Annotated in this window: 21 protein-coding genes and 1 other RNA gene; 7 read left to right on the top strand and 15 right to left on the bottom strand. The window is 65.9% G+C overall.

Annotation, left to right across the window (positions count from 1 at the left end; all coding sequences use genetic code 11):
- Positions 1–59: 59 nt before the first annotated feature.
- From AAFG16_RS11760 to rsmH, 3 genes are read right to left on the bottom strand one after another with little or no spacing between them, the layout of a single operon-like run.
- Positions 60–1,811: a penicillin-binding protein 2 gene (locus AAFG16_RS11760; RefSeq protein WP_283084692.1), complete on the bottom strand. Its 1,752-nt coding sequence runs from the start codon at positions 1,809–1,811 to the stop codon at positions 60–62.
- Positions 1,808–2,200 carry a hypothetical protein gene (locus AAFG16_RS11755; RefSeq protein ID WP_283084691.1) on the bottom strand — a complete coding sequence of 131 codons (393 nt, stop codon included), beginning with the start codon at positions 2,198–2,200 and terminating at the stop codon, positions 1,808–1,810. Before AAFG16_RS11755 ends, AAFG16_RS11760 begins: the two co-directional genes overlap by 4 nt.
- A 3-nt stretch (positions 2,201–2,203) precedes the next feature.
- The gene (rsmH, locus tag AAFG16_RS11750) at positions 2,204–3,193 is read right to left on the bottom strand and encodes a 16S rRNA (cytosine(1402)-N(4))-methyltransferase RsmH (RefSeq protein ID WP_283084690.1); all 990 of its coding nucleotides are present in this window, start codon (positions 3,191–3,193) and stop codon (positions 2,204–2,206) included.
- A 448-nt stretch (positions 3,194–3,641) separates the two neighbouring features.
- Here rsmH and AAFG16_RS11745 point away from each other — a divergent pair, with 448 nt between their 5' ends.
- Positions 3,642–4,502 (top strand): N-acetylmuramoyl-L-alanine amidase, encoded by an 861-nt coding sequence (locus AAFG16_RS11745; RefSeq protein ID WP_283084689.1) that lies wholly within the window; start codon positions 3,642–3,644, stop codon positions 4,500–4,502.
- Positions 4,503–4,633: 131 nt separating this feature from the next.
- Positions 4,634–5,656: a D-cysteine desulfhydrase family protein gene (locus AAFG16_RS11740; RefSeq protein ID WP_342739226.1), complete on the top strand. Its 1,023-nt coding sequence runs from the start codon at positions 4,634–4,636 to the stop codon at positions 5,654–5,656.
- On the opposite strand, the gene AAFG16_RS11735 is transcribed toward AAFG16_RS11740, so the two are convergent.
- Positions 5,653–6,885, bottom strand: a complete 1,233-nt coding sequence (locus tag AAFG16_RS11735; RefSeq protein ID WP_342740894.1) for an RNA polymerase sigma factor — start codon at positions 6,883–6,885, stop codon at positions 5,653–5,655. The genes AAFG16_RS11740 and AAFG16_RS11735 overlap by 4 nt on opposite strands.
- Entirely contained in the window at positions 6,885–7,238 is a 354-nt protein-coding gene (locus AAFG16_RS11730) for a YciI family protein (protein WP_342739225.1), read from the bottom strand. Before AAFG16_RS11730 ends, AAFG16_RS11735 begins: the two co-directional genes overlap by 1 nt.
- Before the next feature lie 150 nt (positions 7,239–7,388).
- On the opposite strand from AAFG16_RS11730, the gene rnpB reads away from it, so the two are divergent.
- Positions 7,389–7,819, top strand: an RNA gene (gene rnpB, locus AAFG16_RS11725) — RNase P RNA component class A.
- A gap of 248 nt (positions 7,820–8,067) precedes the next feature.
- On the opposite strand, the gene AAFG16_RS11720 is transcribed toward rnpB, so the two are convergent.
- Both AAFG16_RS11720 and AAFG16_RS11715 read right to left on the bottom strand, forming a co-directional pair.
- Positions 8,068–8,781: an alpha/beta hydrolase gene (locus AAFG16_RS11720; RefSeq protein ID WP_342739224.1), complete on the bottom strand. Its 714-nt coding sequence runs from the start codon at positions 8,779–8,781 to the stop codon at positions 8,068–8,070.
- 74 nt (positions 8,782–8,855) lie between these two features.
- Positions 8,856–9,287, bottom strand: coding sequence for a DUF983 domain-containing protein (locus tag AAFG16_RS11715; protein WP_283084685.1), 432 nt, complete (start codon positions 9,285–9,287; stop codon positions 8,856–8,858).
- A 79-nt stretch (positions 9,288–9,366) separates the two neighbouring features.
- On the opposite strand from AAFG16_RS11715, the gene AAFG16_RS11710 reads away from it, so the two are divergent.
- Entirely contained in the window at positions 9,367–10,737 is a 1,371-nt protein-coding gene (locus tag AAFG16_RS11710; protein WP_342739223.1) for a PLP-dependent aminotransferase family protein, read from the top strand.
- Between the two features lie 5 nt (positions 10,738–10,742).
- Here the strand turns inward: AAFG16_RS11710 and AAFG16_RS11705 are convergent, their stop codons facing one another.
- Entirely contained in the window at positions 10,743–11,003 is a 261-nt protein-coding gene (locus AAFG16_RS11705; protein WP_283084683.1) for a hypothetical protein, read from the bottom strand.
- A gap of 225 nt (positions 11,004–11,228) precedes the next feature.
- Between AAFG16_RS11705 and AAFG16_RS11700 the strand changes: the two genes are divergently transcribed.
- Positions 11,229–11,972, top strand: a complete 744-nt coding sequence (locus AAFG16_RS11700; RefSeq protein WP_283084682.1) for a sulfite exporter TauE/SafE family protein — start codon at positions 11,229–11,231, stop codon at positions 11,970–11,972.
- Positions 11,973–12,052: 80 nt separating this feature from the next.
- Here AAFG16_RS11700 and AAFG16_RS11695 read toward each other — a convergent pair whose 3' ends face one another.
- The 4 genes from AAFG16_RS11695 to AAFG16_RS11680 form a co-directional block, all read right to left on the bottom strand.
- A complete protein-coding gene (locus tag AAFG16_RS11695) occupies positions 12,053–13,459 on the bottom strand; it encodes an MATE family efflux transporter (protein WP_342739222.1) in 1,407 nt (468 codons plus the stop codon).
- Between the two features lie 64 nt (positions 13,460–13,523).
- Complete coding sequence (locus AAFG16_RS11690; protein ID WP_342739221.1) at positions 13,524–15,323, bottom strand: ABC transporter ATP-binding protein; 1,800 nt, start codon at positions 15,321–15,323, stop codon at positions 13,524–13,526.
- Between the two features lie 522 nt (positions 15,324–15,845).
- Positions 15,846–17,429, bottom strand: coding sequence for a DHA2 family efflux MFS transporter permease subunit (locus AAFG16_RS11685; protein ID WP_342739220.1), 1,584 nt, complete (start codon positions 17,427–17,429; stop codon positions 15,846–15,848).
- Between the two features lie 216 nt (positions 17,430–17,645).
- Positions 17,646–18,956: an HlyD family secretion protein gene (locus AAFG16_RS11680; RefSeq protein WP_342739219.1), complete on the bottom strand. Its 1,311-nt coding sequence runs from the start codon at positions 18,954–18,956 to the stop codon at positions 17,646–17,648.
- Between the two features lie 198 nt (positions 18,957–19,154).
- On the opposite strand from AAFG16_RS11680, the gene AAFG16_RS11675 reads away from it, so the two are divergent.
- Both AAFG16_RS11675 and AAFG16_RS11670 read left to right on the top strand, forming a co-directional pair.
- Positions 19,155–19,790, top strand: coding sequence for a TetR/AcrR family transcriptional regulator (locus AAFG16_RS11675; RefSeq protein WP_342739218.1), 636 nt, complete (start codon positions 19,155–19,157; stop codon positions 19,788–19,790).
- Positions 19,791–19,842: 52 nt separating this feature from the next.
- Positions 19,843–20,181 carry a DUF6665 family protein gene (locus AAFG16_RS11670; protein ID WP_283086852.1) on the top strand — a complete coding sequence of 113 codons (339 nt, stop codon included), beginning with the start codon at positions 19,843–19,845 and terminating at the stop codon, positions 20,179–20,181.
- 8 nt (positions 20,182–20,189) lie between these two features.
- Here AAFG16_RS11670 and AAFG16_RS11665 read toward each other — a convergent pair whose 3' ends face one another.
- The 3 genes from AAFG16_RS11665 to AAFG16_RS11655 all read right to left on the bottom strand — a co-directional run bounded on the left by AAFG16_RS11665 (position 20,190) and on the right by AAFG16_RS11655 (position 22,913).
- Positions 20,190–20,771, bottom strand: coding sequence for a histidine phosphatase family protein (locus tag AAFG16_RS11665; protein WP_342739217.1), 582 nt, complete (start codon positions 20,769–20,771; stop codon positions 20,190–20,192).
- Between the two features lie 4 nt (positions 20,772–20,775).
- The gene (locus tag AAFG16_RS11660; RefSeq protein WP_342739216.1) at positions 20,776–21,984 is read right to left on the bottom strand and encodes an extensin family protein; all 1,209 of its coding nucleotides are present in this window, start codon (positions 21,982–21,984) and stop codon (positions 20,776–20,778) included.
- 320 nt (positions 21,985–22,304) lie between these two features.
- On the bottom strand, positions 22,305–22,913 hold the full coding sequence (locus tag AAFG16_RS11655) for a DUF2147 domain-containing protein (RefSeq protein WP_342739215.1): 609 nt from the start codon (positions 22,911–22,913) through the stop codon (positions 22,305–22,307).
- Positions 22,914–22,920: the final 7 nt, after the last annotated feature.

Here is a 22,920-nt window from a genome sequence, read left to right as displayed (position 1 = left end):
CGGAAAGCCGAATCGTCAGGAAAAGCCGAATCAGCACCGGCGATGGCCACCCCAGTTGATTACTGGGTTGTCCTGGATGCTGCAAGAATAAGGCGGTCGGACGGCGGCAGGTCGAACCGGGGCTCGACGCCCAGAAGCGGGGCGATCCGCTCGATCACCTTGCCGCCGGTCGGCACCGCGTTCCAGCCCGAGGTGATGAAACCCTTCGTCTCGGGAATCGCCTGCGGCTCGTCCAGCATGATCAGGATTTGATATTTCGGATCGTCGCAGGGCATGATCGCGGTGAAGGAGTTCAGCACCCGCTTCTTGGCATAGCGGCCGTTGATGACCTTCTCGGACGTGCCGGTCTTGCCACCGACATAGTAGCCCTTGACGTCGGCAGTCTTGGCGGTGCCGATTTCGGCATTGAGCCGCATCAGGAACCGCATCTTGTCGCTGGTCTCCGGCTTGATGACCCGCTTGGCCATCGCGGCCGCTTCCTCTTCGGTACGCTTCATGAAGGTCGGCGGAATCAGGTAGCCGCCGTTCACCAGCGCATTGATGCCCATCACCGCCTGCAGCGGCGCCACCGAGATGCCCTGGCCGAACGCGATGGTCACCGTGTTCAATTCACCCCAGCGCCGCGGCACCAGCGGCGCCGCGCTCTCCGGCAGCTCGGTACGCAGCCGCGTCAACTGCCCCATCTTGGCGAGGAACGCTCTGTGCGCCTCGACACCCTGGCCGAGCGCGATCCGCGCTGCACCGATGTTGGACGAGTAGGTGAACACTTCCTTGGTGTTGATGAAACGGCCGAGCGCATGGCTGTCGTGGATGGTGAACTTGCCGTAGTGCAGATTGCCGCGCGCATCCCACGACGAGTTCAGATTGATCTTTCCGGAATCGAGCGCCATCGCCAGCGTGAACGCCTTGAAGGTCGAGCCCATCTCGTAGACGCCGGTGGTCAGGCGGTTGATGCGGTCGGGATCGTGCGCTTCCTTCGGATTGTTGGGGTCGAAATCCGGCAGGGAGACCATGGCGACGAGCTCGCCGGTCTTGACGTTGGAGACGATGCCGGACGCCGCCTTGGCGTGGAACTTCTCCTTGGCTTTCAGCAGCTCGTCGCGCAGCGCGTGCTCGACGCGCAGATCGATCGAGAGCTCGATCGGCTTCTGCAGCCGGTCGGTGGCGAAGCCGGCGCGATGGAGATCGGCGAGGCCCTGATTGTCGAGCCATTTCTCCATGCCGGCGATGCCCTGGTTGTCGATGTTGACGAGACCAATGAGGTGGGCGACCTCGTTGCCGGTCGGATAGACGCGCTTGTTCTCGCGCAGGAAGCCGATGCCGGGAATGCCGAGCTTGTGGATGTCCTGCTGCTGCTTCGCCGTGACCTCGCGCTTAAGCCAGACGAAGCCCTTGCGCGTCTTCAGGCGCTCGCGCACCTCGGCCTCGTCGAGGTCGGATACGGTGGCGGTCAGAAGCTCGATCGCCTCGTCCTTGTCGATGATGCGGCGCGGCTCGCCGAACAGGCTCGCGGCCTTGACGTCGGTTGCGAGGATCGCGCCGTTGCGGTCGACGATGTCGGGGCGTGCGGTCGCGACCACCTCCTGCGCGGCGGCACGGCGCGCGCCATGGGCGTCGGCGCCGATCGCGAACATCACGAGACGGCCGCCGATCAGGAGATAGACCGAGGCAAAGGCAAGCATCGCAAGGCCGACGCGCGCGCGCGCTTTCGCGGCACGGTCGACATTGCGCCCGTAGAGCAGGCTGCGGATCAGCCGCTGCCGCCAAGGCTCGGTCTTTTGCATGGGTTTTGCGGGCGTCGCCGGGCTCATTGCTTGTCCTCAGGGCGAGGCACGGAGCCCGTCACGCTAGCAGGATCGCTCGCGGCCTCGATGGTGTTGAGCATGGCCCCGATCGGATCCGTCTCGCCCGGCCTGAACATCCGCGGCGGTCGCTCCGGCAGGTTCTTCAGGGAGTCATATTGCGTGCCGTTGACGGGCTTGAGCGGCAGATGCCGCTCGGACAGGCCCTGCAGGCGCAAGGGCGCATCGAGCTTGGCCCATTCGGAGCGGAGCGCTGCGATCGCGTCGCGCTGCTCGCGGATCTCCGCATGCAGCCGCAGCACCTTCTCGGTGCGCGCCGTAGAGTCCATCTTGATCCGGTAGACATAGGCCGCCGCGAAGATCAGCGCGCCGATGACGAGGAGGTGGATGATGCGCATGCGCTAGCCGCCCCTCATCACGTCGGAGAGCTTTGGCCAGGACGATGGCTCGCTGTCGTCATGCGCGGGCGCCGAGGTGCGCTCGGCGGCGCGCAGCTTTGCCGAACGCGCGCGCGGATTGTTCGCTACTTCTTGCTCGCCGGCGACCACGGGACGCCGCGTCAGCAGCTGGAAACTCGGCGCGGTCTGCGCCACTTCCGGCAGATGCCGCGAGCCGCCGCCGGTCTTGGAGCGCTCGGCGAGGAAATTCTTGACGATGCGGTCTTCCAGCGAATGGAACGAGACCACCACGAGGCGGCCGCCGGGCTTGAGCACGCGCTCGGCCGCGGCGAGCGCGGTCTGGAGTTCCTCGAGCTCCTCGTTGACGAAGATGCGCAGCGCCTGGAACGTCCGCGTCGCCGGGTGAATGTCGCCGGGTTTGGAACGCACGACCCTGCCGACGAGGTCTGCGAGCGCGCGCGTGGTCGTGAACGGCGTCTCCTGCCGGTCAGCGACGATGGCGCGGGCGACGCGGCGCGAATGCCGCTCCTCGCCGAACAGATAAATGATGTCGGCGAGATCGCTTTCCGAGGCACGCGCGACGACATCGGCCGCGGTCGGGCCCGTCTGCGCCATGCGCATGTCGAGCGGACCGTCGAGACGGAAGGAGAAGCCGCGCCCGGCCTGGTCGAGCTGCATCGAGGACACGCCGACATCCATCACGACGCCGTCGACGGCCTCAATGCCGTGGGCCGCGCAGACCTCGGCGAGGTTGGAGAACCGGTCCTCGACCAGCGTCAGCCTGCCGGCGGAACGCTCGACCAGCTCGGCACCGCCCGCGATCGCGGTGCGGTCGCGGTCGATCGCAATGAGTCGGGTTCCCGGCACGTCGAGAATGCCGCGGCTGTAACCGCCGGCGCCGAAGGTGGCATCGACATAGATCCCGCCTGCGCGCGGCGCGAGATGATCGATCGCCTCGCGGCCGAGCACGGGAATGTGAGGAGCGGTGCTCATGCGCCACGCCTGCCGAACGACCACGCCAGATCGGGGGCGAACCAGCCCATCACGCCTCGAATGATTCCGCGTCGCGGCGGTTCCACGACAAAGCCCCAGTCCAACATGCTTACCGAGCCCCGTCGTCCCGGGCTGCAAACCCAGAGTTCCCAGTGGAATTTGTCGGGCAGCCATGGGATTTCGAGCCAAAAATACGCTTTGGCCGCCTCCGGACGCGGGTCGGCTCTTCATCCCTCAGTAACGGCCCTTAGCGTTAAGAAAGCGTTGATCGGCCCGTTACAACTCGAAAAGGTGTCGGGCGTAAGGTAGGGCGACTGGGCAGTGATGCTGCATCCACACACCCGGCCAAAATGCATCCGTTAACCGCGTCGCGCGATTGCGCACGGCGGAGGGTAAAGGAATAGTAAAGAGAAGGGCTTGGCCCACTCTCGTTCGATCTGAGCTGTCCATGCCGTCCGGTTCGTCAACACCGTCTGATTCGAAGCGTCAACGCGTTCTCCCGGTTCCCAAGGCCGCGGCGAACATGCGGACGTTCGACCCGGATTCCTCGATCGTCTCCGACATCATCCCTTCGCCCAATTACGGCGAGCGCAACAAGGGACGGCAGCCGGACATGATCGTGCTGCACTACACCGGCATGCCCGACGTCGAGGGCGCGCTGGCGCGGCTGTGCACGGCGGGCACCGAGGTGTCGGCACATTACGTCGTGCTGGAGGACGGCCGCATCGTGCAATGCGTGCCCGAGGTCAAGCGCGCCTGGCACGCCGGCGTCGCGTCCTGGGCCGGCGAGGACGACGTCAATTCCTGCTCGATCGGCATCGAGATCGTCAATCGCGGCCACGACTGGGGCTATCCGGAGTTTCCGCTGCGCCAGATCGCCGCCGTGATCGCGCTGTGCCGCGGCATCATGCTGCGGCGAAAAGTGCCGTCGCAACGCGTGCTTGGCCATTCCGACGTCGCGCCCGCGCGCAAGAAGGATCCGGGCGAGAAATTTCCGTGGCATTCGCTGGCCAATTCCGGCGTCGGTCACTGGGTGACGCCCGCACCGGTCGTGCGCGGCGAGAGCCTGATGCTCGGCACCATCAGCGACGCGGTGCTGAGCATGCAGCAGGCCCTTGCGAAGTACGGCTACGGCGTGCCGCTGACCGGCAAATACGACGCCGCGACGATGGAAGTGATCACCGCGTTCCAGCGCCATTTCCGCCCGGCGCGGCTCGATGGCGTCGCGGACCATTCGACGCTGTCGACCTTGCAGGCGCTGCTGGCGAGCCTGCCGGCGGACGGAGCGACCACGCTGGCTTCGAAGTAGCGCTCTTGCGCTCCGTCGCGACAGGATTTCCTTCCCCGCAGTTCGCTTGAAAGTGATCGCGCGATCGCTGCTGCAACTCCTACCGCCGGGCTATCGTCCGACGATCGGCTCCGAGCGGGACGAACGACCCGATGCAGATTGATCGCAAAGTGCTGATTAACCGCCTCGCCGCCTTTCCGCGCCTGGGCCTCGCCGATCTTCCGACGCCACTCGAGCCGATGAAGCGGCTGACGGCCCATCTCGGCGGGCCGCGACTGTGGGTCAAACGCGACGATGCGACCGGACTCGGATTCGGCGGCAACAAGTTGCGCAAGCTCGACTACGTCCTGCACGACGCCGTTTCAAACGGCGCCGATACGATCGTCTCGGGTGGCGTCGTGCAATCGAACAGCCAGCGGCAGGTTGCGGCAGTTGCCGCCAAGCTCGGCCTCCCCTGTCATCTGGCCGTTTATCACGGCCGGCTCGCGCCGCCGACGCCGGAATACGAGACCTCGGGCAACGCCTTTCTCAATCGGCTGTTCGGCGCGCGGCTGCACGACGTGCCGTGGACCGGCGATCGCAATGCCGCCATCCGCGCGCTCGTCGACGATCTCCGGACGCAGGGACGCCGGCCGTATTTCGTGCCTTACGGCGTTTCGAATGCACTGGGTGCGGTCGCTTACGCCACGACGATCTGCGAAATCGAGCAGCAGGCGGCGCTGTCAGGCCTCAAGCCGGCCGCGATCGTGCATTGCACGGGAAGTGCCGGTACGCAAGCTGGTCTCGTCGTTGGCGCGGCCGCAGCCATGCCGGACACGCGAATAGTCGGGATCGATATCGATGCCGCACCCGCCCGGGTCCGCTCCGATGTGGTGGCTCTTGCGCGGCAGGCGGCGGATCTGCTCGGTGCCGGCTTCGACGATGACATGGTCGAAGTGATCGCCGGCCATGCCGGGCCAGCCTATGGGGTGCCGCACGAGGCCACGATCGAAGCCATCCGGCTGGCAGGACAATCCGAGGCGCTTGTGCTTGATCCCGTCTATTCGGGCAAGGGGCTCGCCGGCCTGATCGCGATGATCCGCCAAGGACGTTGGCGCAACGACGAGGATGTCATTTTCCTGCACACCGGCGGCGCGCCCGCCCTGTTCGCCTATCAAAGCGCGCTCGGCATCTAGCCCATCTCCCTCACCCGTCGCGCATAGAGCCGCCGCAGCGGCTCGAGCTGCGTCGCCTCCGTCGCGAGACGATACGCCTCGCGCGCCTCGTCCTTCCGCTCCAGCCGTCGCAGCAGATCGGCGCGCACCGCCGGCAACAGCTCATAGCCGTTGAGCCCGCCGCGCGCGGTGATCGCGTCGACGAGATCGAGCGCGCGTGCCGGGCCGTCGACCATCGACACCGCCGCGGCATGGTTGAGCTCGATCACCGGCGACGGGCTGATGCGCAGCAGCACTTCGTAGAGCCCGGCGATCTGCGGCCAGTCGGTCTCGTCAAAACTCGCCGCGCGCGCATGCAGCGCGGCGATCGCGGCCTGCACCGCATAGGCCTGCGGCCGGCCGGGCAGGCGCAGCGCATCGTCTACCAGGCGCAGGCCCTCCTCGATCTGCGCGCGGTTCCACAGCGAACGATCCTGTTCCTCGAGCAGCACGATGTCGCCGGCCGCCGTCTCGCGCCCGGCGCGGCGCGCATCGTGCAGCAGCATCAACGCCAGCAGGCCCTTGATGCCGGCGCGCTCCGGCATCAGCCGGTCGAGCAGGCGGCCAAGCCGGATGGCTTCGACCACGAGATCGGGCCGCATCAGATCCGCACCCGAGGTCGCGACATAGCCTTCGGTGAAGACCAGATAGATCACGGTGAGCACGCCTTCGAGCCGCGGCACCAGGGTGTCGCGTTCGGGCACCTCATAGGGAATGCCAGCAAGCCTGATCTTCTGCTTGGCGCGGACGAGGCGCTGCGCCATCGCCTCCTCGCTGACGAGAAAGGCGCGCGCGACCTGCGCGGTCGAGAGCCCGCAGACGGTGCGCAACGTCAGCGCGACCTGCACCTCGGGCGCGAACGCGGGATGGCAGCAGGTGAAGATCAGCCGCAGCTCGTCGTCGTCGAGCATTGCAGGCGGCTCGTCGGTCCCTTGCGCATTCAGCTCGAGTTCGTGCACCAGCGCCTGCTGCTTGCCGCGGAAGACGGCCTGCCGGCGGACGCGGTCGATCGCCTTGTTCCGCGCGACATTGACCAGCCAGGCGCGTGGATTGTCCGGAATCTCGCACAGGCTCCAGCGCTCCAGCGCGACCGCAAAGGCCTCCTGGAGCGCGTCCTCGGCCAGATCGAAATCGCCGACGAGGCGGATCAGCGTGGCCAGTGCCCGGCCCGCCTCGTCGCGGAAGATCGTCTCGATGTCGCGAGGCGAGATCACTTGTTGTAGATCATGACCGGCCTGATCTCGATTGACCCCTCCCTGGCCCCCGGGATCCGCGCGGCGAGACCAATGGCGGTGTCGAGATCCTTGGCCTCGACCAGATAATAGCCGCCGAGCTGCTCGCGGGTCTCCGCGAACGGACCGTCGGTCGTCATTGTCTTGCCGTCACGCACGCGCACGGTGGTTGCCGTCGAGGTCGGCTGCAGCCCGTCACCGGCCTTGAAATGGCCGCTCTGGACGATGGCCTGCGTGTAAGTGCCATACTCCGCCGACATTGCCTGACGGTCTGCGGGGGTCATCTTGCTCAATTCCGCTTCGTTCCGATAGATCAGCAGCAGATACTGCATCGCTTCACTCCTGTTGCTCGGCTGGATCGCCGACATCCAGTCGAACGGGGCACGCTCCAAACGACATCTTCAGGATAAATTATTTGGCCGCGGCGTGCGCGGCGATCTCGGCTTGACGGAACCGTCACAAATGCTCCATGCCTAATCCCGTCAGTCGGCCGGACGGCCGCTCCGGCAGGTGCCGAAAGGCCGCCGGGGAGGAAAGTCCGGGCTCCCTTGACATGCGGTGCCGGATAACGTCCGGCGGGGGCAACCCCAGGGAAAGTGCCACAGAGAACGAACCGCCTGCCTTCGCCCCTTCGGGGCTTCGGCGAGGTAAGGGTGAAAAGGTGCGGTAAGAGCGCACCGCGGCGCCGGCAACGGGGCCGGCATGGTAAACCCCACCGGGAGCAAAACCGAATAGGGACGGCGTAGCGGGCTGTTCGCGAAAGCGATAACGCCGCGGGGCGATGTCAGGCCCGCCGTCCGGGTAGGTTGCTCGAGGCCATGTGCAAACATGGTCCCAGAGGAATGGCCGTCACGTATCGTTCGCGCAAGCGGACGGTGCCCTACAGAACCCGGCTTACAGGCCGGCTGATATTCTAAAGCGTTTTCGAGCGAAGTGGTTTTCCGGTTCGCGTGAGGAAAACGCGTCTTACCAAGAAGCGACGAGGGGTTCGATGCTAGTGCATCGGACCCCTCACCAATTTTGGCCCGGCGAGCGGTCATTCAAACGCTGTCATTCCGGGGCTCGCGAAGCGAGAGCCCGGAATCCATCGGGCGGCAGCGACGGTGGAGAAATGGATTCCGGGTTCGCGACTGCGTCGCGCCCCGGAATGACGGGCGTGGGCTAAGCGACGATCTCGTTCAACACACCCATCAGCGCCTCCGGCGCCGTGACATTTGGCGCGTGGCTGGCGTCGAGCTCGAAATAGCGCCAGCCATCCTCGCTCTTCGCGCGCTTCGCGAATTGCCCGAACACATCGCCCGGCGGGATGCGTTTGCAGTAGATGTAGCTGCGCGGCATCGACGGCTCGCCATGCGCGAGCTTCAGCTTCGTCTCGAGGCATTTGATCGGCATGTCGACGCGGCGCTCATCGAGCCAGCGGAGATCGGCTTGCGGCGTATCCGCCGGCGGCGGGTTTGGCGGGACACGGTAGCCATCACCTGCGGCCGCCGCCTTGCTCATAGGCTCGCGGCCGCCTTCGTGCAGGTCGAACAGCGACTGGCCGTCGCGTGGCACGAAGGCGTCGAGATAGATCAGCTGCGATACATATCCGCGCGCACGATCGGCGACACCGGTTGCAACCATGCCGCCATAGCTGTGCCCCAGCAGCACGACATCGCGAAAGTCCTCGAACTTGATGACGTTCAGGATGTCCTGGATGTGGGTGTCGAGATCGACTGCGGGACTGGCGAGATGTTCACGCTCGCCGAGCCCGGTATAGGTCGGCGTCACCAGGCGGTGACCGGACTGTGCCATCAGCGGATGCATCTTCTTCCAGGACCATCCGCCGGACCATGCGCCATGACAGAGCAGAAAAATCTTCGAGCGTCCGGCCATCTACATTTTCCATCGTTAGTATCGGTACGATGGAGTGTAGTGGTGGGTCGCGCCAAGTAGAACTCACGACCACTTCAGGCGGCGCGCGAATCCTTCACAAGTACCGGAGCGAGCTCGCTTGCTTCGCGCCGCAGCCTGCCTGCCTCGAAGCCGTGCATGCCGATCTGCCATTGCAGGCCGACGATGGCGCCCTTGGTCGGCTGCAAGAGCGCGAGCGAGGCGAACAGCGTCACCGGCAGCCACACCGCCAGTTGCAGCCCGACCGGCGGCGCGTAGGCCGTCTCGATCGCAAGGATCGCCGGCACCACGAGATGGCCGACCACGACCATCACCAGATAGGCCGGGAAATCGTCCGCGCGCTGGTGAAGCAGCTCCTCGCCGCAATGATCGCAGCTATCAGCGACTTTGAGGAAGCGCCCGAACATGTGTCCTTCGCCGCAGTTCGGGCACTTGCCACGAAAACCACGCCACATCGCCTTCGCCAGAGAAACTGAACCGGTCGTCATGACGACACCTCTTCCGTTTTGCTGATCCATACAATACTATCTTGCATCCATACATTCAAAGGATATGGGCCTAAATTGCATGGACTGGACCCCTACAATTTCGGAGCTGAGCGGGCCGCGCTACCAGCGCATCGTCGAGGCCATGGAGGCCGACATCGCCGCGGGCCGTCTCGTGCGCGGGCAGCAATTGCCGACGCAGCGCGCGCTGGCAAAAGCGCTCGGCATCGATCTCACCACGGTGACGCGCGCCTACACCGAGGCGCGGCGCCGCGGCATCATGGAGGCGCGCGTCGGGCAAGGCTCGTTCGTGTCGGAGACCAGCGCGCGCCGCGCGGTCGACCTGCCGCATCCCGTCGCGATCGACCTCTCTATGAACGTGCCGCCGCATCCGCTGGAGGCACAGCTCGACGAGCGCATCATTGCGGGGATGGAAGCTCTCCGCGCGCAATCGGGCCTGACCGCGTTCCTGAATTACCAGCCGCCGGGCGGCAGCGCGCATGAGCGCGAGGTCGCAGCACGCTGGATGCGCGCACGCGTGTCGCACACCCATGCCGACAGGCTGGTGATCTTTCCCGGCGCGCAGACCATCCTGTTCAACCTGCTCGCTCATCTGGCGCGGCCCGGCGATGTCGTGTTGACCGAAGCCCTCACCTTCCCCGGCATCAAGGCGGCCGCGGCGCGGCTTGGCGTCAAGCTCGTCAGCGTCGCCATGGATGACGGCGGCATCCTGCCCGATGCGCTGGCAAAGGCTTGCCGGGCGCACAGCCCGAAAGCCGTCTATCTCATCCCGACGCTGCACAATCCGACCACGGCGACGCTTCTTCCGGAGCGGCGCAGCGCGATCGCGAAGATCATCCGCGATGCCGACACGATCCTGATCGAGGACGACGCCTACGGGCTGCTCGATCGCGCGGCTTCGCCGATCGCGAACCTCATTCCGGAACGGACCTATCTTGCGACCACGCTGTCAAAATGCATCGTGCCGGCGCTGCGCGTTGCCTATCTGACGACGCCCGACAACGCCGCGCAGCAAGAGATGCGCGCCTCCTTGCAAGCGACGGTGCAGATGCCGGCGCCGCTGATGGTCGCTCTGGTGACGCACTGGATCGAGAGCGGCATTGCCGATCGCATCATCACCGCCATTCGCAACGAGGCGGTCGGTCGGCAGCTGCTCGCGCAGCGGGCACTGAAGGGATTTCAGTTCCTGGCCAAACCCGCCGCCCACCATCTGTGGCTACGATTGCCGGAGAGCCGGCCCGATGTCGCGGCGTATCTGCTGCGGAATGGCCTTGCGATCGTCGCGGGCGATGCCTTCACCGTGGACGGAGCACCGCCGCACGCGGCGCGCGTCTCGCTGGGCGCAGCGCGCAACAGGGCCGAGTTGACCGAGGCGTTGCGCATCCTCGTCGGCGCGCTGCACAAGCCCGCCGACACCAGGCAGATCGTCTAGGCTCGTTACTGATGGTGACGGCGGTGACGCGGGTGCACCACCGGCGCCACGGCTGACGGATAGGCCGCGTAGGCATTGCTCGGCATTCCTTGCTGGCCAAGCGCCGCACGGGCTGCCGGCGTGAGCTGGCCGCCATTGAGCACATCGCGGTCGGGATGTGCGGCCTGATAGGCCGCGGGCTCTGAAAACTGTGCCTGCGCCAAGGTGGGCATCAAGGCCATCGCCGACAGCAGCGCGGCCGAGACGGCCATCTTCGTGCGGGTCATGATCTTGCTCCATCATCTAAACCGGGAACAGGCCGATCGAAGCGCACCTTGCGTCGGGGGGCCCCAATTGAAGTACGACCATCATGTAGGCCCAGCTTCCGCGAACGCCCGCCACCGGCGATCACGCTTGCGTGCGGTTTTGAAATTGACCGCCCCGGCCGCGGCTGTGCTATGCGGGCAGTGGCGATCAAGAATCCGGCATCGCCCATTGCGAAGGACAATTCGTTGGAAACGCTCACCTACGTGCTGCTGCTGTTCGGCGCGCTGGCCGGAGGCTTCGTCTCGGGGCTGGCCGGATTCGGCACGGCGCTGATGGCGCTCGGCATCTGGCTCTACGTGCTGCCGCCCTCGCTCGCAGTGCCGCTGGTGCTGATCTGCTCGGTGATCGCGCAGACCTCGACGCTGCCGTCGATGTGGAAGAGTTTTGACCTCTCGCTGGTCTGGCCGTTCCTGATCGGAGGATTGATCGGCGTGCCGCTCGGCACCTTGATGGTCGCCTCGGCCGATCCGAAAGTATTCAAGCTGAGCGTCGGCGTGCTGATCCTGATCTTTTCGTCGGCGCTTTATCTCAACAAGAGACCGCTCGCCGTCAAATTCGGCGGCCGCATCGCCGACGGCGCGATCGGCTTTGCCGGCGGCATTTTGGGCGGCCTCGCCGGACTGTCTGGGCCGTTGCCGATCCTATGGGCCAACATCCGCGGCTGGAACAAGCATGAGCGGCGCGGCATCTTCCAGCTCTTCAATTTCACCGTGCTAGCCACTGCGCTGGTGTTGCAGACCGCCTCAGGTCTCGTCGCATTCAAGGTGGTCTGGCTCGCGGCCGTCGCCTTTCCGGGCACGCTGATCGGCGCATGGGCCGGCGCCCGCGTCTATCACGCGCTGAACGACAAGCACTTTGGCGATGTCGTGCTCGGCCTGTTGTTCCTGTCAGGCCTGACGCTCGTCTGGAACAGCATTGGCGCAATCTAGCTTGCCGCCTTGTTCGCGGCGAGCGCCGTCCCCACGGCGCCGCAAATTAGCCGGAGCCGTGAGGAGGTCACAAGCCGTCGCTACGCGGGCTCGCGCACGGGAGGCGCGACTGGTCGAGCCTCCGCCTGCCCGGACGTCGCCTCCTTCAGTGGCAAGGCAAGGCGCTTGCTGAACTCGCGGCGCAGCAGCCACACGTTCAAGGCCGCCTGGAGCGTGGTCGTCACGATCGACAAATACCAGACGTGCTCCATCCGGAAGCCCGGCCACGTCGAGAGCCAGATCGACGGCAGGGAATAGGTGAGGACCCGTATTGCCGAGGTCCACAACACCGGCTTGGTGTTGCCCAGTCCCTGAAACATGCTGGAGCAGGTGAAGATCAGCGCCTGCGCCACCATGTTGAGCGAGATGATGCGCACAAAGAGCAAGGCAACCGCCATCGTCTCCGGGTCATTCGAGAAACCGGTCAGCAACAGACCCGGCGCGGCCTGCGCGAGAATCAGGAAAACGATCGTCACGGCGACCGCGACAAGCGCCGCCTTCACGAAGGTCTCGCGCACGCGCGCACCATTGCCGGCACCGAAATTCTGGCCGGCGATCGGCCCTGCGGCGAGGGCGACGGCGAGCGCCGGCATCTGGATCAGGCCGAGGACACGCGTCCCGATGCCAAATCCTGCCTGCGCCGCCGGGCCGAAAATGCTGAGCACATAATAGCCCACGCCCATGATGATGAAGACCATCACGAACTCGCCGCCGGCGGGCAGGCCGACATCGAAGATTCGCTTCCAGTGCCGAAGCTGCGGCCGCCACTGCGCCGGATTGAAGGCGACGTAGCGCTCGACCTTGCGGAAATGGGCCAGCAGCATCAGGACGCCGATGGCGACCGCGATCGAGCTCGCGAGCCCCGCGCCGGCAACGCCGAGCGCGTAGCCGGTGCCCCAGCCCGAGATCAGAACCGGTGCCAGTGCGATGTTGATCGCGACCGCGACCGCCCGCACCAGCATCGCCGGGCGCACGATACCGGTGGCGCGCATCGCGGATGCCAGCACCTGCATGGCGAATTCCAGCGCGAGCGCCGGCATGAACCACAGCAGATATGTGGTCCCCGCCTCGATCGTGGCCTGGTCCGCAGCGACCGAACGCATGTAGAGGCGCGACAGCGCCGCGCCCATGACCAGGGTCGACAGGCCGAACAGCAACGACATCGCGATCGCCTGGTTGAAGATCAGATTGGCATCGTGCCGATCCTTGCGTCCCACGGCATGCGCGACCAGCGCCACCGTGCCGACGCCGAGCACCTGCAACAGCGCGTTGACGAGAAAGCCGGCATTGCCGGCCGCGGCGACGCCCGCCACGGCCGCTTCGCCGAGACCCGAGACGAAGTACAGATCGACCAGCTGGCAGATCATGATCGTGACCATGCCGAGCATGATCGGCGGCGACATGGCCAGGATGTGTCTCACGATGGAGCCGTGCGTCAGGTCTTTCATGTCATTCCATCCTCTGGCGGCGTGGCTGGCGATCGTCCGTCAGCCACGCGCCATTCCAAGTCCGTTACTCCGCTGCCGCGATGTGCCCGAGCTCCACCACCTGGCGCTCGAACAGGCCGCGATAGATGCCGCGCGGCTTGCCCGCGAGCACGGCATGGGTGCCTTGCTCGACGATCTCGCCGCGGTCGAACACCAGGATCCGATCGAGGCTCCTCACCGTCGACAGCCGGTGCGCGATCACGATCGAGGTGCGGCCTTTCATCAGCCGCTCCATCGCCTGCTGGATCAGCGCCTCCGATTCCGAATCGAGGCTCGAGGTCGCCTCGTCCAGGATCAGCACCGGCGCATCCGCCAGGAAGGCGCGCGCCAGCGCCACGCGCTGCCGCTCACCGCCCGACAGCTTCACGCCGCGCTCGCCCACAAGCGTGCCGTAGCCCTTGGGCAGGCGCAGGATGAAGTCGTGCGCATTCGCGAGCCGCGCCGCCTGCTCGATCGCCTCCAGGCTGGCGCCCGGCCGGCCATAGGCGATGTTCTCGGCGAGCGAGCGGTGGAACAGGATCGGCTCCTGCTGCACGATCGCGATCTGGCTGCGCAGCGATTGCTGCGTCGCCAGCGCGATGTCCTGCCCGTCGATCAGCACGCGACCACCGGAGACGTCGTAGAGTCGCTGCACCAGCTTGACGAAGGTCGTCTTGCCGGAGCCGGAGCGGCCGACGAGGCCAACGCGCTCGCCGGCGCGGATCGTGACCGACAGCCCGTCGTACAGCGGCGCGCGATGGCCGCCATAGAGGAACGTGACGTCCTCGAACACGATCTCGCCGCCCTCGATCGCGATCGGCCGGGCGCTCGCGGCATCGACGATCCCGATCGGCTCGTCATGAATCGCCACGAGTTCGTCCATGTCGTTGACGGCACGCTGGAGGTTGTTGATGTGCATGCCGACGTCGCGCAGGTACGCGTGGATGACGTAATAGCTCGTCAGCACGTAGGTGACGTCGCCGGGCGAGGCGTGCCCGTACATCCACAGCAGCACCGAGCCGCCGATCACCGATGCCCGCAGGCACAGCAGCAGCGCAAGCTGCGCCATGCCGGTGTAGTTGTAGCGAAACCAGGTCCGCCGCACCCGCACGCGCCAGCGATCGATGACGCGGGCGAGCCGCGCATCCTCGCGCGCTTCCGCGCCGAAGGATTTCACCACGGCGTTGCAGGTCAACGCATCCGCCAGCGTGCCGCCGACCTTGGTGTCCCAGGCATTGGAGACGCGCGCGGCCGGCGCGATGTACCGCGTCGAGAACATTACGGTGATGGTGACGTAGAACAGCGCGCCCACCGCGATCACCACGCCGAGCGAGGCCCAGTGCAGGCCGATCAGGACCATGGAGGCGATCAGCACCAGCAAAGACGGCGCCAACGCCATCAGGATGGTGTCGTTGAGCAGGTCGAGCGCCCACATGCCGCGCGTGATCTTGCGCACGGTTGAGCCGGCGAAGGAGTTGGCGTGCCAATCGGTCGAGAAACGCTGCACGCGCATGAACGCGTCCTGCGCCACCTCCGTCATGGTCTTCAGCGTGAACGGCACGATGGCCTGGAGACCGATCAGCCTCAGCACCACGGAGGCTGCACCGAGCGCCACGATGGCGCCAAATGCGACCAGCGCGGCGTGGCGCGCATCGGGGTCCGATGAACCGCGCGTCAACGCATCGACCAGTTGTCCGGAGAAGACCGGCATGAACAGGTCGGCGACGGTCGCGCCCAACAGGCCGCCGGCGACGATCAGCGTGCGCCCCGGCTGCTTCAGCCAGTGGCGGAACACGAAGGGCAGCACCAGGCGTATCGCCGCGGGCTTTTTTGATAGAACGGTCATGACATCATCCGGCCGCTTGGCGCGGGCCGGCTCCATCGATGGACGCAAATCGGCCGCGAGGGCCGTGACGGCGTCACTTCAAGGTGGCTTTGACTGGGGAAGAGGAGCGATCGGGACGATGTGCCCAATCGAATCTGGCGGAAGAGGCCTCTAACAGGCCGCGTACATACCGAGCCAGGCGATCATCGAGCGCGGGCGTACGATCTGCGACTGCGACGAAATCATGCAAATCCCTCCCGGTTCGATTGAATGAGGTGCGCTTTATAGATGTGTCGTTTCCACTTTGCAACGGGGCTCACGCGAGATCACGGACGAGTGTTGCAATTTGGTGCGGGGGGCGGTGGGCATCGCCTTGGGGCGCATTTCGCCCGCCGCAATCTCCGCTGTCATGCCCCGCCTAGTGCGCAATTGCGCACGGGGGGCGGGGCATCCAGTACGCCGCGGCTTCTCCGTAAGCCACTGACGTCTCTGGAATACTGGATCGCCCGCCTGCGCGGGCGATGACTCCGCGTTCTTGGCTGACTAATGCGCGTCGCCGCCCCCGGCCAGCGGGGCCGGCTTGTTCAGCAGCGTCACCAGCACGCTGAGGCCGAGATAGAACAGCGTCAGCATGAAGAAGGCGTCGCCGAAGCTCATCACCACGGCCTGGCGGTGCACGATCTGGCTGAGCTGCTTCATCGCCATCAGCGTGGAATCGCCGAGCCCCTGGAATTTCTGCTGGAGCATGGTCAGCGTCTCGGTCGCGGTGGCGTTACCCCAGTGCACGCGCTCCTGCAGGCGCGTGATGTGCAGATCAGTGCGGTCGTTGAGCACGGTGTTGATGACGGCAAGCCCGACCGCGCCGCCGAGATTGCGCATCAGGTTGAACAGGCCGCTCGCGTTCTTGACCCGGTCGGGCGCCAGCGTGCCGAGCGCGATGTTGTTGGTCGGCACCATCGCGAACATCATGCCGATGCCGCGCAGGATCTGCGGCACCAGCAGCTCGTAGAAATCGTAGTCGCGGGTGATCCAGGTCATCTGGTAGGAGCCGATCGCGAACACGACGAGACCGAACGCGATCATGTAGCGCATGTCGAACTTCACCATGAGTCGGCCGACCAGCGGCGCGACCAGGAACATGGTAATGCCCGAGACGAACATGGTCTCGCCGATCATCAGCGCGCTGTAGCCGCGCACTTCGGCGAGATAACGCGGATAGATGTAGGTCAGGCCATAGAGGCCGATGCCGATGCAGAACTGCAGGAGACAGCCGATCGCGAAATTGCGGTTGGAGAAGGTGCGTAAGTTGACGATCGGCTCGGCCGCGGTGAAGACGCGCCAGAAGAAGGCGATCGCGGAGATGGCGCAGATCCAGGCGCAGATCGCCACCGAGGTGTCCTGCATCCATTCATATTGCGGGCCTTCCTCCAGCACATATTCCAGCGTGCCGAGGAAGCCGGCCATGAACAACAGGCCCCACCAGTCGAAGCGGTCGAGCAGCTCGAAATGCGGCTCGTCGAAATCGACCAGCGCCAGCACGCCGAGGGTGATGGCGACGCCGGGCACGACGTTGATGAAGAACAGCCAGTTCCACGACATCAGGTCGGTGATGTAGCCGCCGACGGTCGGCCCGATGGTCGGCGCCAGGGTCGCGACGAGGCCGATGATGGGCCCGACGATGTGGAATTTCGTGCGCGGGAACACCGTATAGGCCGAGGCGAACACGGTCGGGATCATGCCGGCGCCGAGAAAACCTTGCAGCGCGCGCCACAGGATCATCTCCTCGATCGTGGTGGCGAAGCCGCAGAGCAGGCTCGAGAAGGTGAAGCCCGCCGCCGAGATCGCGAACAACAACCGCGTGCCGAACGCGCGCGACAGGAAGCCCGACAGCGGAATCGCGATGACCTCGGCGATCAGATAGGCGGTCTGGACCCAGGAGACCTCACTCGAGCTCGCCGACAGGCCGGCCTGGATTTCGCTGAGGGAGGCCGAGACGATCTGGATGTCCAGGATCGCCATGAACATCCCGAACACCATGATGATGAACGCGAACAGCCGCTTCGGCGCGATGCGCTCCTCGGCGGGGTTCGCCATCATGGCGGGGGAAGCAGTGGTCGCGTTGGCCATGGTGTCAGCTCGGGCTAGAGCAGGCTGCGAGTTGGGTACACCTCTCCCGCTTGCGGGAGAGGTCGACGCGCTCAAAGAGCGCGGCGGGAGAGGGCTCTATCCTCTTGGGGAGTCTCCCTAGCGGAGACACCCTCTCCCCAACCCTCCCCCGCAAGCGGGGGAGGGAGCGCACCTGCGCCTGGGGCAAGAGTGCGGAAGACCTCATCGCAGCCAATCCTACTGCGGGTGGATCGCGGTGGGATCGTCGAGATCGACCTCGCTGTCGGCGTCGGCCGCGCCCTTGTTGGTGTCGACGGTCGCATAGACCGACATGCCGGCGCGCAGCAGGTTCTGCCTCGCGACCGATTTCGGCACGCGGATGCGGACCGGCACGCGCTGGACGATCTTGGTGAAATTGCCGGTGGCGTTGTCGGGCGGCAGCAGCGTGAACACGGAGCCCGCGCCCGCCGCGATGCTGTCGACCACGCCGGAGAACTTGCGCATGCCGTAGGCGTCGACCTTGATCGTCACCGGCTGCCCGGCGCGGATGCGCTTGAGCTGCGTTTCCTTGAAGTTGGCGTCGATATAGACGTCGTCGAGCGGCACGACGTTGCCGAGCCGCTGGCCGACCGCGACGAAGTCGCCGGCGTTGACGAGACGGTTCGAGAACGTGCCGTCGACCGGCGCGCGCACCGCGGTGAAGGCGAGATCGCGCTCGGCTTTCGCCAGCGTCGTCTTGAGCTCGGCGAGCTGCGCTTGCGCTTCGGCCTGCTGCGCCTTGGTGACGTCGACATTGCTGACCGCGACGTCGTAGGCGGCCTGCGCGGCCTTCACCGCGGCGGCGCCCTGGTCGCGTCCGGCTTCCGAGCTTTCGAAGGTGGCGCGCGAGGCGAAGCCCTTGCTGCTCAGCGCCTGCTGGCGCTCATAATCGAGATCGGCGCGCTTGAGGCCGGCTTCGGCCGAGACGAGCTGCGCCTTGGCCTGCGCGACCTGGCTTTCGAGCGCCGCGATCTGGCGGCCGATGCGATCGATGGTGGCCTGCTGGGTCGCGATCCTGGTCGCGGCGGCGTCGACCGCGATCTTGTAGTCGCCGTCGTCGATGCGGAAGACGATGTCGCCGGCTTTCACCAGCGTGTTGTCACCGGCGAGGATCGAGGAGATGTGGCCGGCAACGCGCGCGCCCAGCATGGTGTTGTTGGCGCGGACATAGGCGTCGTCGGTGGAGACGTAGAAGCGGCCGACCAGCGTGTAATAGCCGGCATAGCTCGCGGCCGCGAGCGCCAGCACGAGGCCGACGCCCATCAACACGAATTTGCGCTTGCCGGATTGCGGCGCATCGGCAGCAGCAGGTGCAGCCGGCTTGTTGGTCACAGGCTTCTCCGGCGCCTCACTGGTGCGGCGCTTGGTTTCCTCGGCCACATGAGAGCGCAACTGCTCGGCAAGAGCGGCGGGGTTTTCGTTCGCGGCTTCACTGCCCGCCCGCTCCGGCGTCGTCTCCACCGTGTCCTGGCGAAGCACGCGCGCAGCCTGGTCTCTCGATACGGCCATGACGGCCTCCCCATAAAAAAGCACGACCAGGGATCGCCGTCCTGCGGACGGTTCCCCCTCGTGCATTCCAAATATCATTGACCGAACCGTTCGGTCAATATACATATTATTCCCGGGTCGACCCTATCGGCCCGAATCCTTTATTCAGGCTTCATGGGCTCTGGACCCGACCCAAAAACCTGCTGAGACCCTGAACCAATGGTTGTAGTCGACCCCGAACATCTCCGCGTCGTCCAAGAGGAGGACAGCTCCAAGCGCCGCCAGATCCTGGACGGGGCCCGCAAGGTGTTCATGGATCTCGGCTTTGACGGCGCCAGCATGGGCGAGATCGCGCGCGCGGCGCAGGTCTCCAAAGGCACGCTCTACGTCTACTTCGCCGACAAATGCGCGCTGTTCGAAGCCATCCTCGAGCAGGAGGCGCTCCAGCACGGCCAGGTCGTGTTCAATTTCGACCCCGCGCGAGATGCCGAGACCACGCTGAAGGATTTTGGGCGGGCCTACATCCACCTGCTCTGCCGCCCCGGCGGCGGATCGGCGATCCGCACCGTGATGGCGATCGCCGAGCGCATGCCCGATGTCGGCCGCCGCTATTATGCGCGGGTGCTGGACAAGACCATCAGCCGCCTCTCCGACTATCTCAAGGCCCACGTCGCCTCCGGCGATCTCAAGATCGACGATTGCGACCTCGCGGCCTCGCAGTTCATGGAGCTGTGCAAAGCCTCGCTGTTCCTGCCGTTCGTCTTCCAGGCCGCGCCCGCACCGTCGGAAGCGCGCATGACCGAAGTCGTCGACAGCGCGACGCGGATGTTCCTGGCCGCGTATCAAGCGAAATAGCGGCAAGCGCGACGCGTTGCGCGAGCCGGTGACGCGGCACTATATTCGCGCCATGTCCCGTGATCTTCGCCCGCCGGTCGATATCCTCCATTACGAGATCGTCCAGGAACAGGCCTCAGCGCTTGGACGGATGGGCCGTACGCTCGAACAGGCGCTGACGCGCTTGCGCGAATTTGACGCCGCGCACGCGCTTGCCGAGACGCCGGCCTCGCAACCGGCAAGGCGCAAGCTGGTGGCGGAAGCGGGCCATGCGCTCTGGATGTTCGTGGTGCAACGCGAGGCGTCGGGCCTGCGCGACAGCCGCCACATCATGCGCACCTACAATGTCCCCGCCGAGGTGCAGCGCTGCATGGGGCTGGCCCCCGCCCCGTCGAAGCCGGGCGCGAAATGAGCTGCTAGCTACGCCCCGGCCTCTTCCATCGGGCGCCAGCCATGCACGACCTGCCGCCCATCGCGCGCGAATGCGAACAAATTGCCGCCGCCGGCCGGCTGATCGTGGACGCGGTCGATGGGATGGCCGGCCGTGTGGCAGAACAGCAGCGTGCCGACGCCGCCATGGCCGACGAACAGAATATCGCCCGGGCGATTGCGCGCCAGCACCGCTTCGGCCTCGCGCACGATGCGCGCCTGCGCATCGATCGCACGCTCCCAGCCGCGGACGCTGAGATGCGGCTCTGCGAAGAACCGGTCGGCAACCTGTTCGAACTCGGCCGGCTGCAAAAAGCCGGTCGCCGAGCGGTCGTTCTCGTGCATGGCCTCGCGGATCTCGATCATGATGCCGAGCCGGCTCGCGATGATCTCGGCGGTCTCGATCGCCTTGCGCTCGCCGCTCGAGACGATTTGCGTGGTGCGCGCCAGCCAGCGTGCCTGCGCCAGCGCCTCGGTGCGGGCACGACCGATCGGGCTCAGGCCCCATTGCGGCACCGGCACGTCAGGATCGATTTGCACCTGCGGATGGGTGAGATAGCGGACGATGGCCATTTCGCTAATCGTCCGCGTAGTCGTCCTCGTCCTGCTTGCGCGTCGTAGTCTTGTGCGCGCCGAGCGAGCCGGTCACGTAGGGATCGCGCGAGCTCGCATAGGGACTGCGCCGCTGCGCGCGCGAGGCAACCTCGTCGCCGGAGACGGCGGCCGGCTGGCAGATCAGGCGGCGGCTGGCACGGCGCATCAGATCCACATGGATGTGATCATAGTGATAGACGTTCGATCCCGGCGCCAGCACCGTGGTGAAATGCGCGCATGCGCCCGACTGCACGTCGCGCAGGAAGCCCTGCTCTTCCGGCATGCCGCGCCAGCCGTCCTTGACGGTGACGCGGCGGCCGTCCGCGAGCACGAAGGCCGAGATGTCGAGCGCATTGCCGAAGGCGTGCTCGGAGATGTGGGCATGCGGATTGCCGTTCATGCCGCGGCAGGAATAGGCGGAGATCTGCTTGATCTCGACCACGCGGGCGCCGAACCAGCGCGTCGCCGACGGCTGCACGGTGTCGGCGAGCCAGCGGTCGAGCTCGGACACGATCGGACAGGCGAGCGTCGCAGTCGGCTTGATCGCGACCGGACCGACCGCGGTGACGGGATTGCCCTGCGCCGGACCAAGGCGCGGCAACGGCTGCTGCGCGGGCGGTTGCGAATAGGGAGCGGGCTGCCGGGCCGGATAGCTCGGGGCATTCATGTAGCGCGCCGCACCCGCGGCATCGGTGCCCTCGGGCGGCAGGTCGATCTCGTCTTCCTGCGGCTCCACGCCGGGCGCATTCAGTGACATCGGGCCGGATGAGGCGCCATAGCCGGAGGGTTGGCGCACCGCGCTCTCGGGATAGTTCGAGCGCTGTGGATAGGACGATGCCGGATAGGCCTGGCCTCGCGGGTAATTCGATTGCGGCTGCGTCACCGGCCAGCGCGGCTGGTTGCCGATGCTGCCGGGCGGGCGCGGCGCTTCGTCGGCAAAACCATAGGTGCCGGAGGCTTCGCCGAGGGCCGCGACCTTGAGCGGAAACTCGGCGCCGCACATGCCGGGGCCGGAGATCGGGTCGATGCGGACGAGGTCTGGCCCCTCTTTCACCGCGCCCGATTTCAGGCATGCGGCCTCGGCCTCGGCCCGCCACGGTTCGCGTTCGGCCTGGAAAAAGCCGCGTCCGCAACCCGCAAGCGAAACAAGGACGATGGAGCCGACGAGATACAAACGAACTCCGCGCGTCATGCACGCACGTTCGGTGAATTTACTTAAAGACTCTTCAACGTGTCGGTTTCAGCGTTCTTTAACCATGCCGGCCCGCGTGGCGCAGGATGAGCGACAGCAGGGCTGCCTTTTTCGGAAAGAGACTCTCTGTTAACCATGATGTTGGCGCGCAAAGAGGCGCGCATGGAGATATCTCATGACGTTCGCCGGGAGACTGAGCGTAGTCACCGCGTACCTCGCCATGGCCTTTGTCGGCGCCATCGTGCTCGGCATGATCTAGAGACGACACCGACCGCATCACCGGCTCACCTGCCACCCTCCCCTGGAGGGTAAGAGAAACGCTACGACCTCGCGCCCCACTGCCGCGACGTCGTGATCAGCTGCTCACGCGGCTCCTCAACTCTTGTCCAATCGTTGCCGGAGCACCAGAAGCGGCCGAGCGCGCAGGCTTCGACGTGGAGCCTGCCGGAGGTCTTCAGCGTCATCGTCGCATAATAGGTGTTGCCGGTGGAGCGGCTGTAGATGCTGCCGGTCCAGACGTCGTGCGATTTCGGCTTCATGTTGACGAGCACGCTCTCGCCCCTGCTCGAGGCTTCCGTCAGTGCGAACCCGCACAGCGCCGGGCCGCAGCGTTCGATGCGGACGGTGCCCTTCGCGCCCGTGCTCTCCCATTCGCCGAGCGGCAGATAGGCCGGCTCATCCTCGTTGCGCTTCGCCATCGTTGTGGCCGGCTTGATCTCGGGGTCCGCAGTGACGACCGGCGGCTCGATCCGCGGCGGGTCGAGCGCGATCGTCTTTGGCGGATCCAGGCGTGACAGTTCAACACGCGGCGGATTGGGGCTCGGCGCCTCAATCCTTGGCGCGTCACGTTTTGGCGTCGGCGGCGGCGGAACGGACTGCGACGCCGTGGCGGCAAGAACGGGGGCCGACGCGGGGGGCGGTGCGGTCACAATCGCT

This window comes from Bradyrhizobium sp. B117 (assembly GCF_038969555.1).
In the GTDB taxonomy this organism is placed as follows: domain Bacteria; phylum Pseudomonadota; class Alphaproteobacteria; order Rhizobiales; family Xanthobacteraceae; genus Bradyrhizobium.
This window is presented reverse-complemented; position numbering and strand designations above follow the sequence as displayed.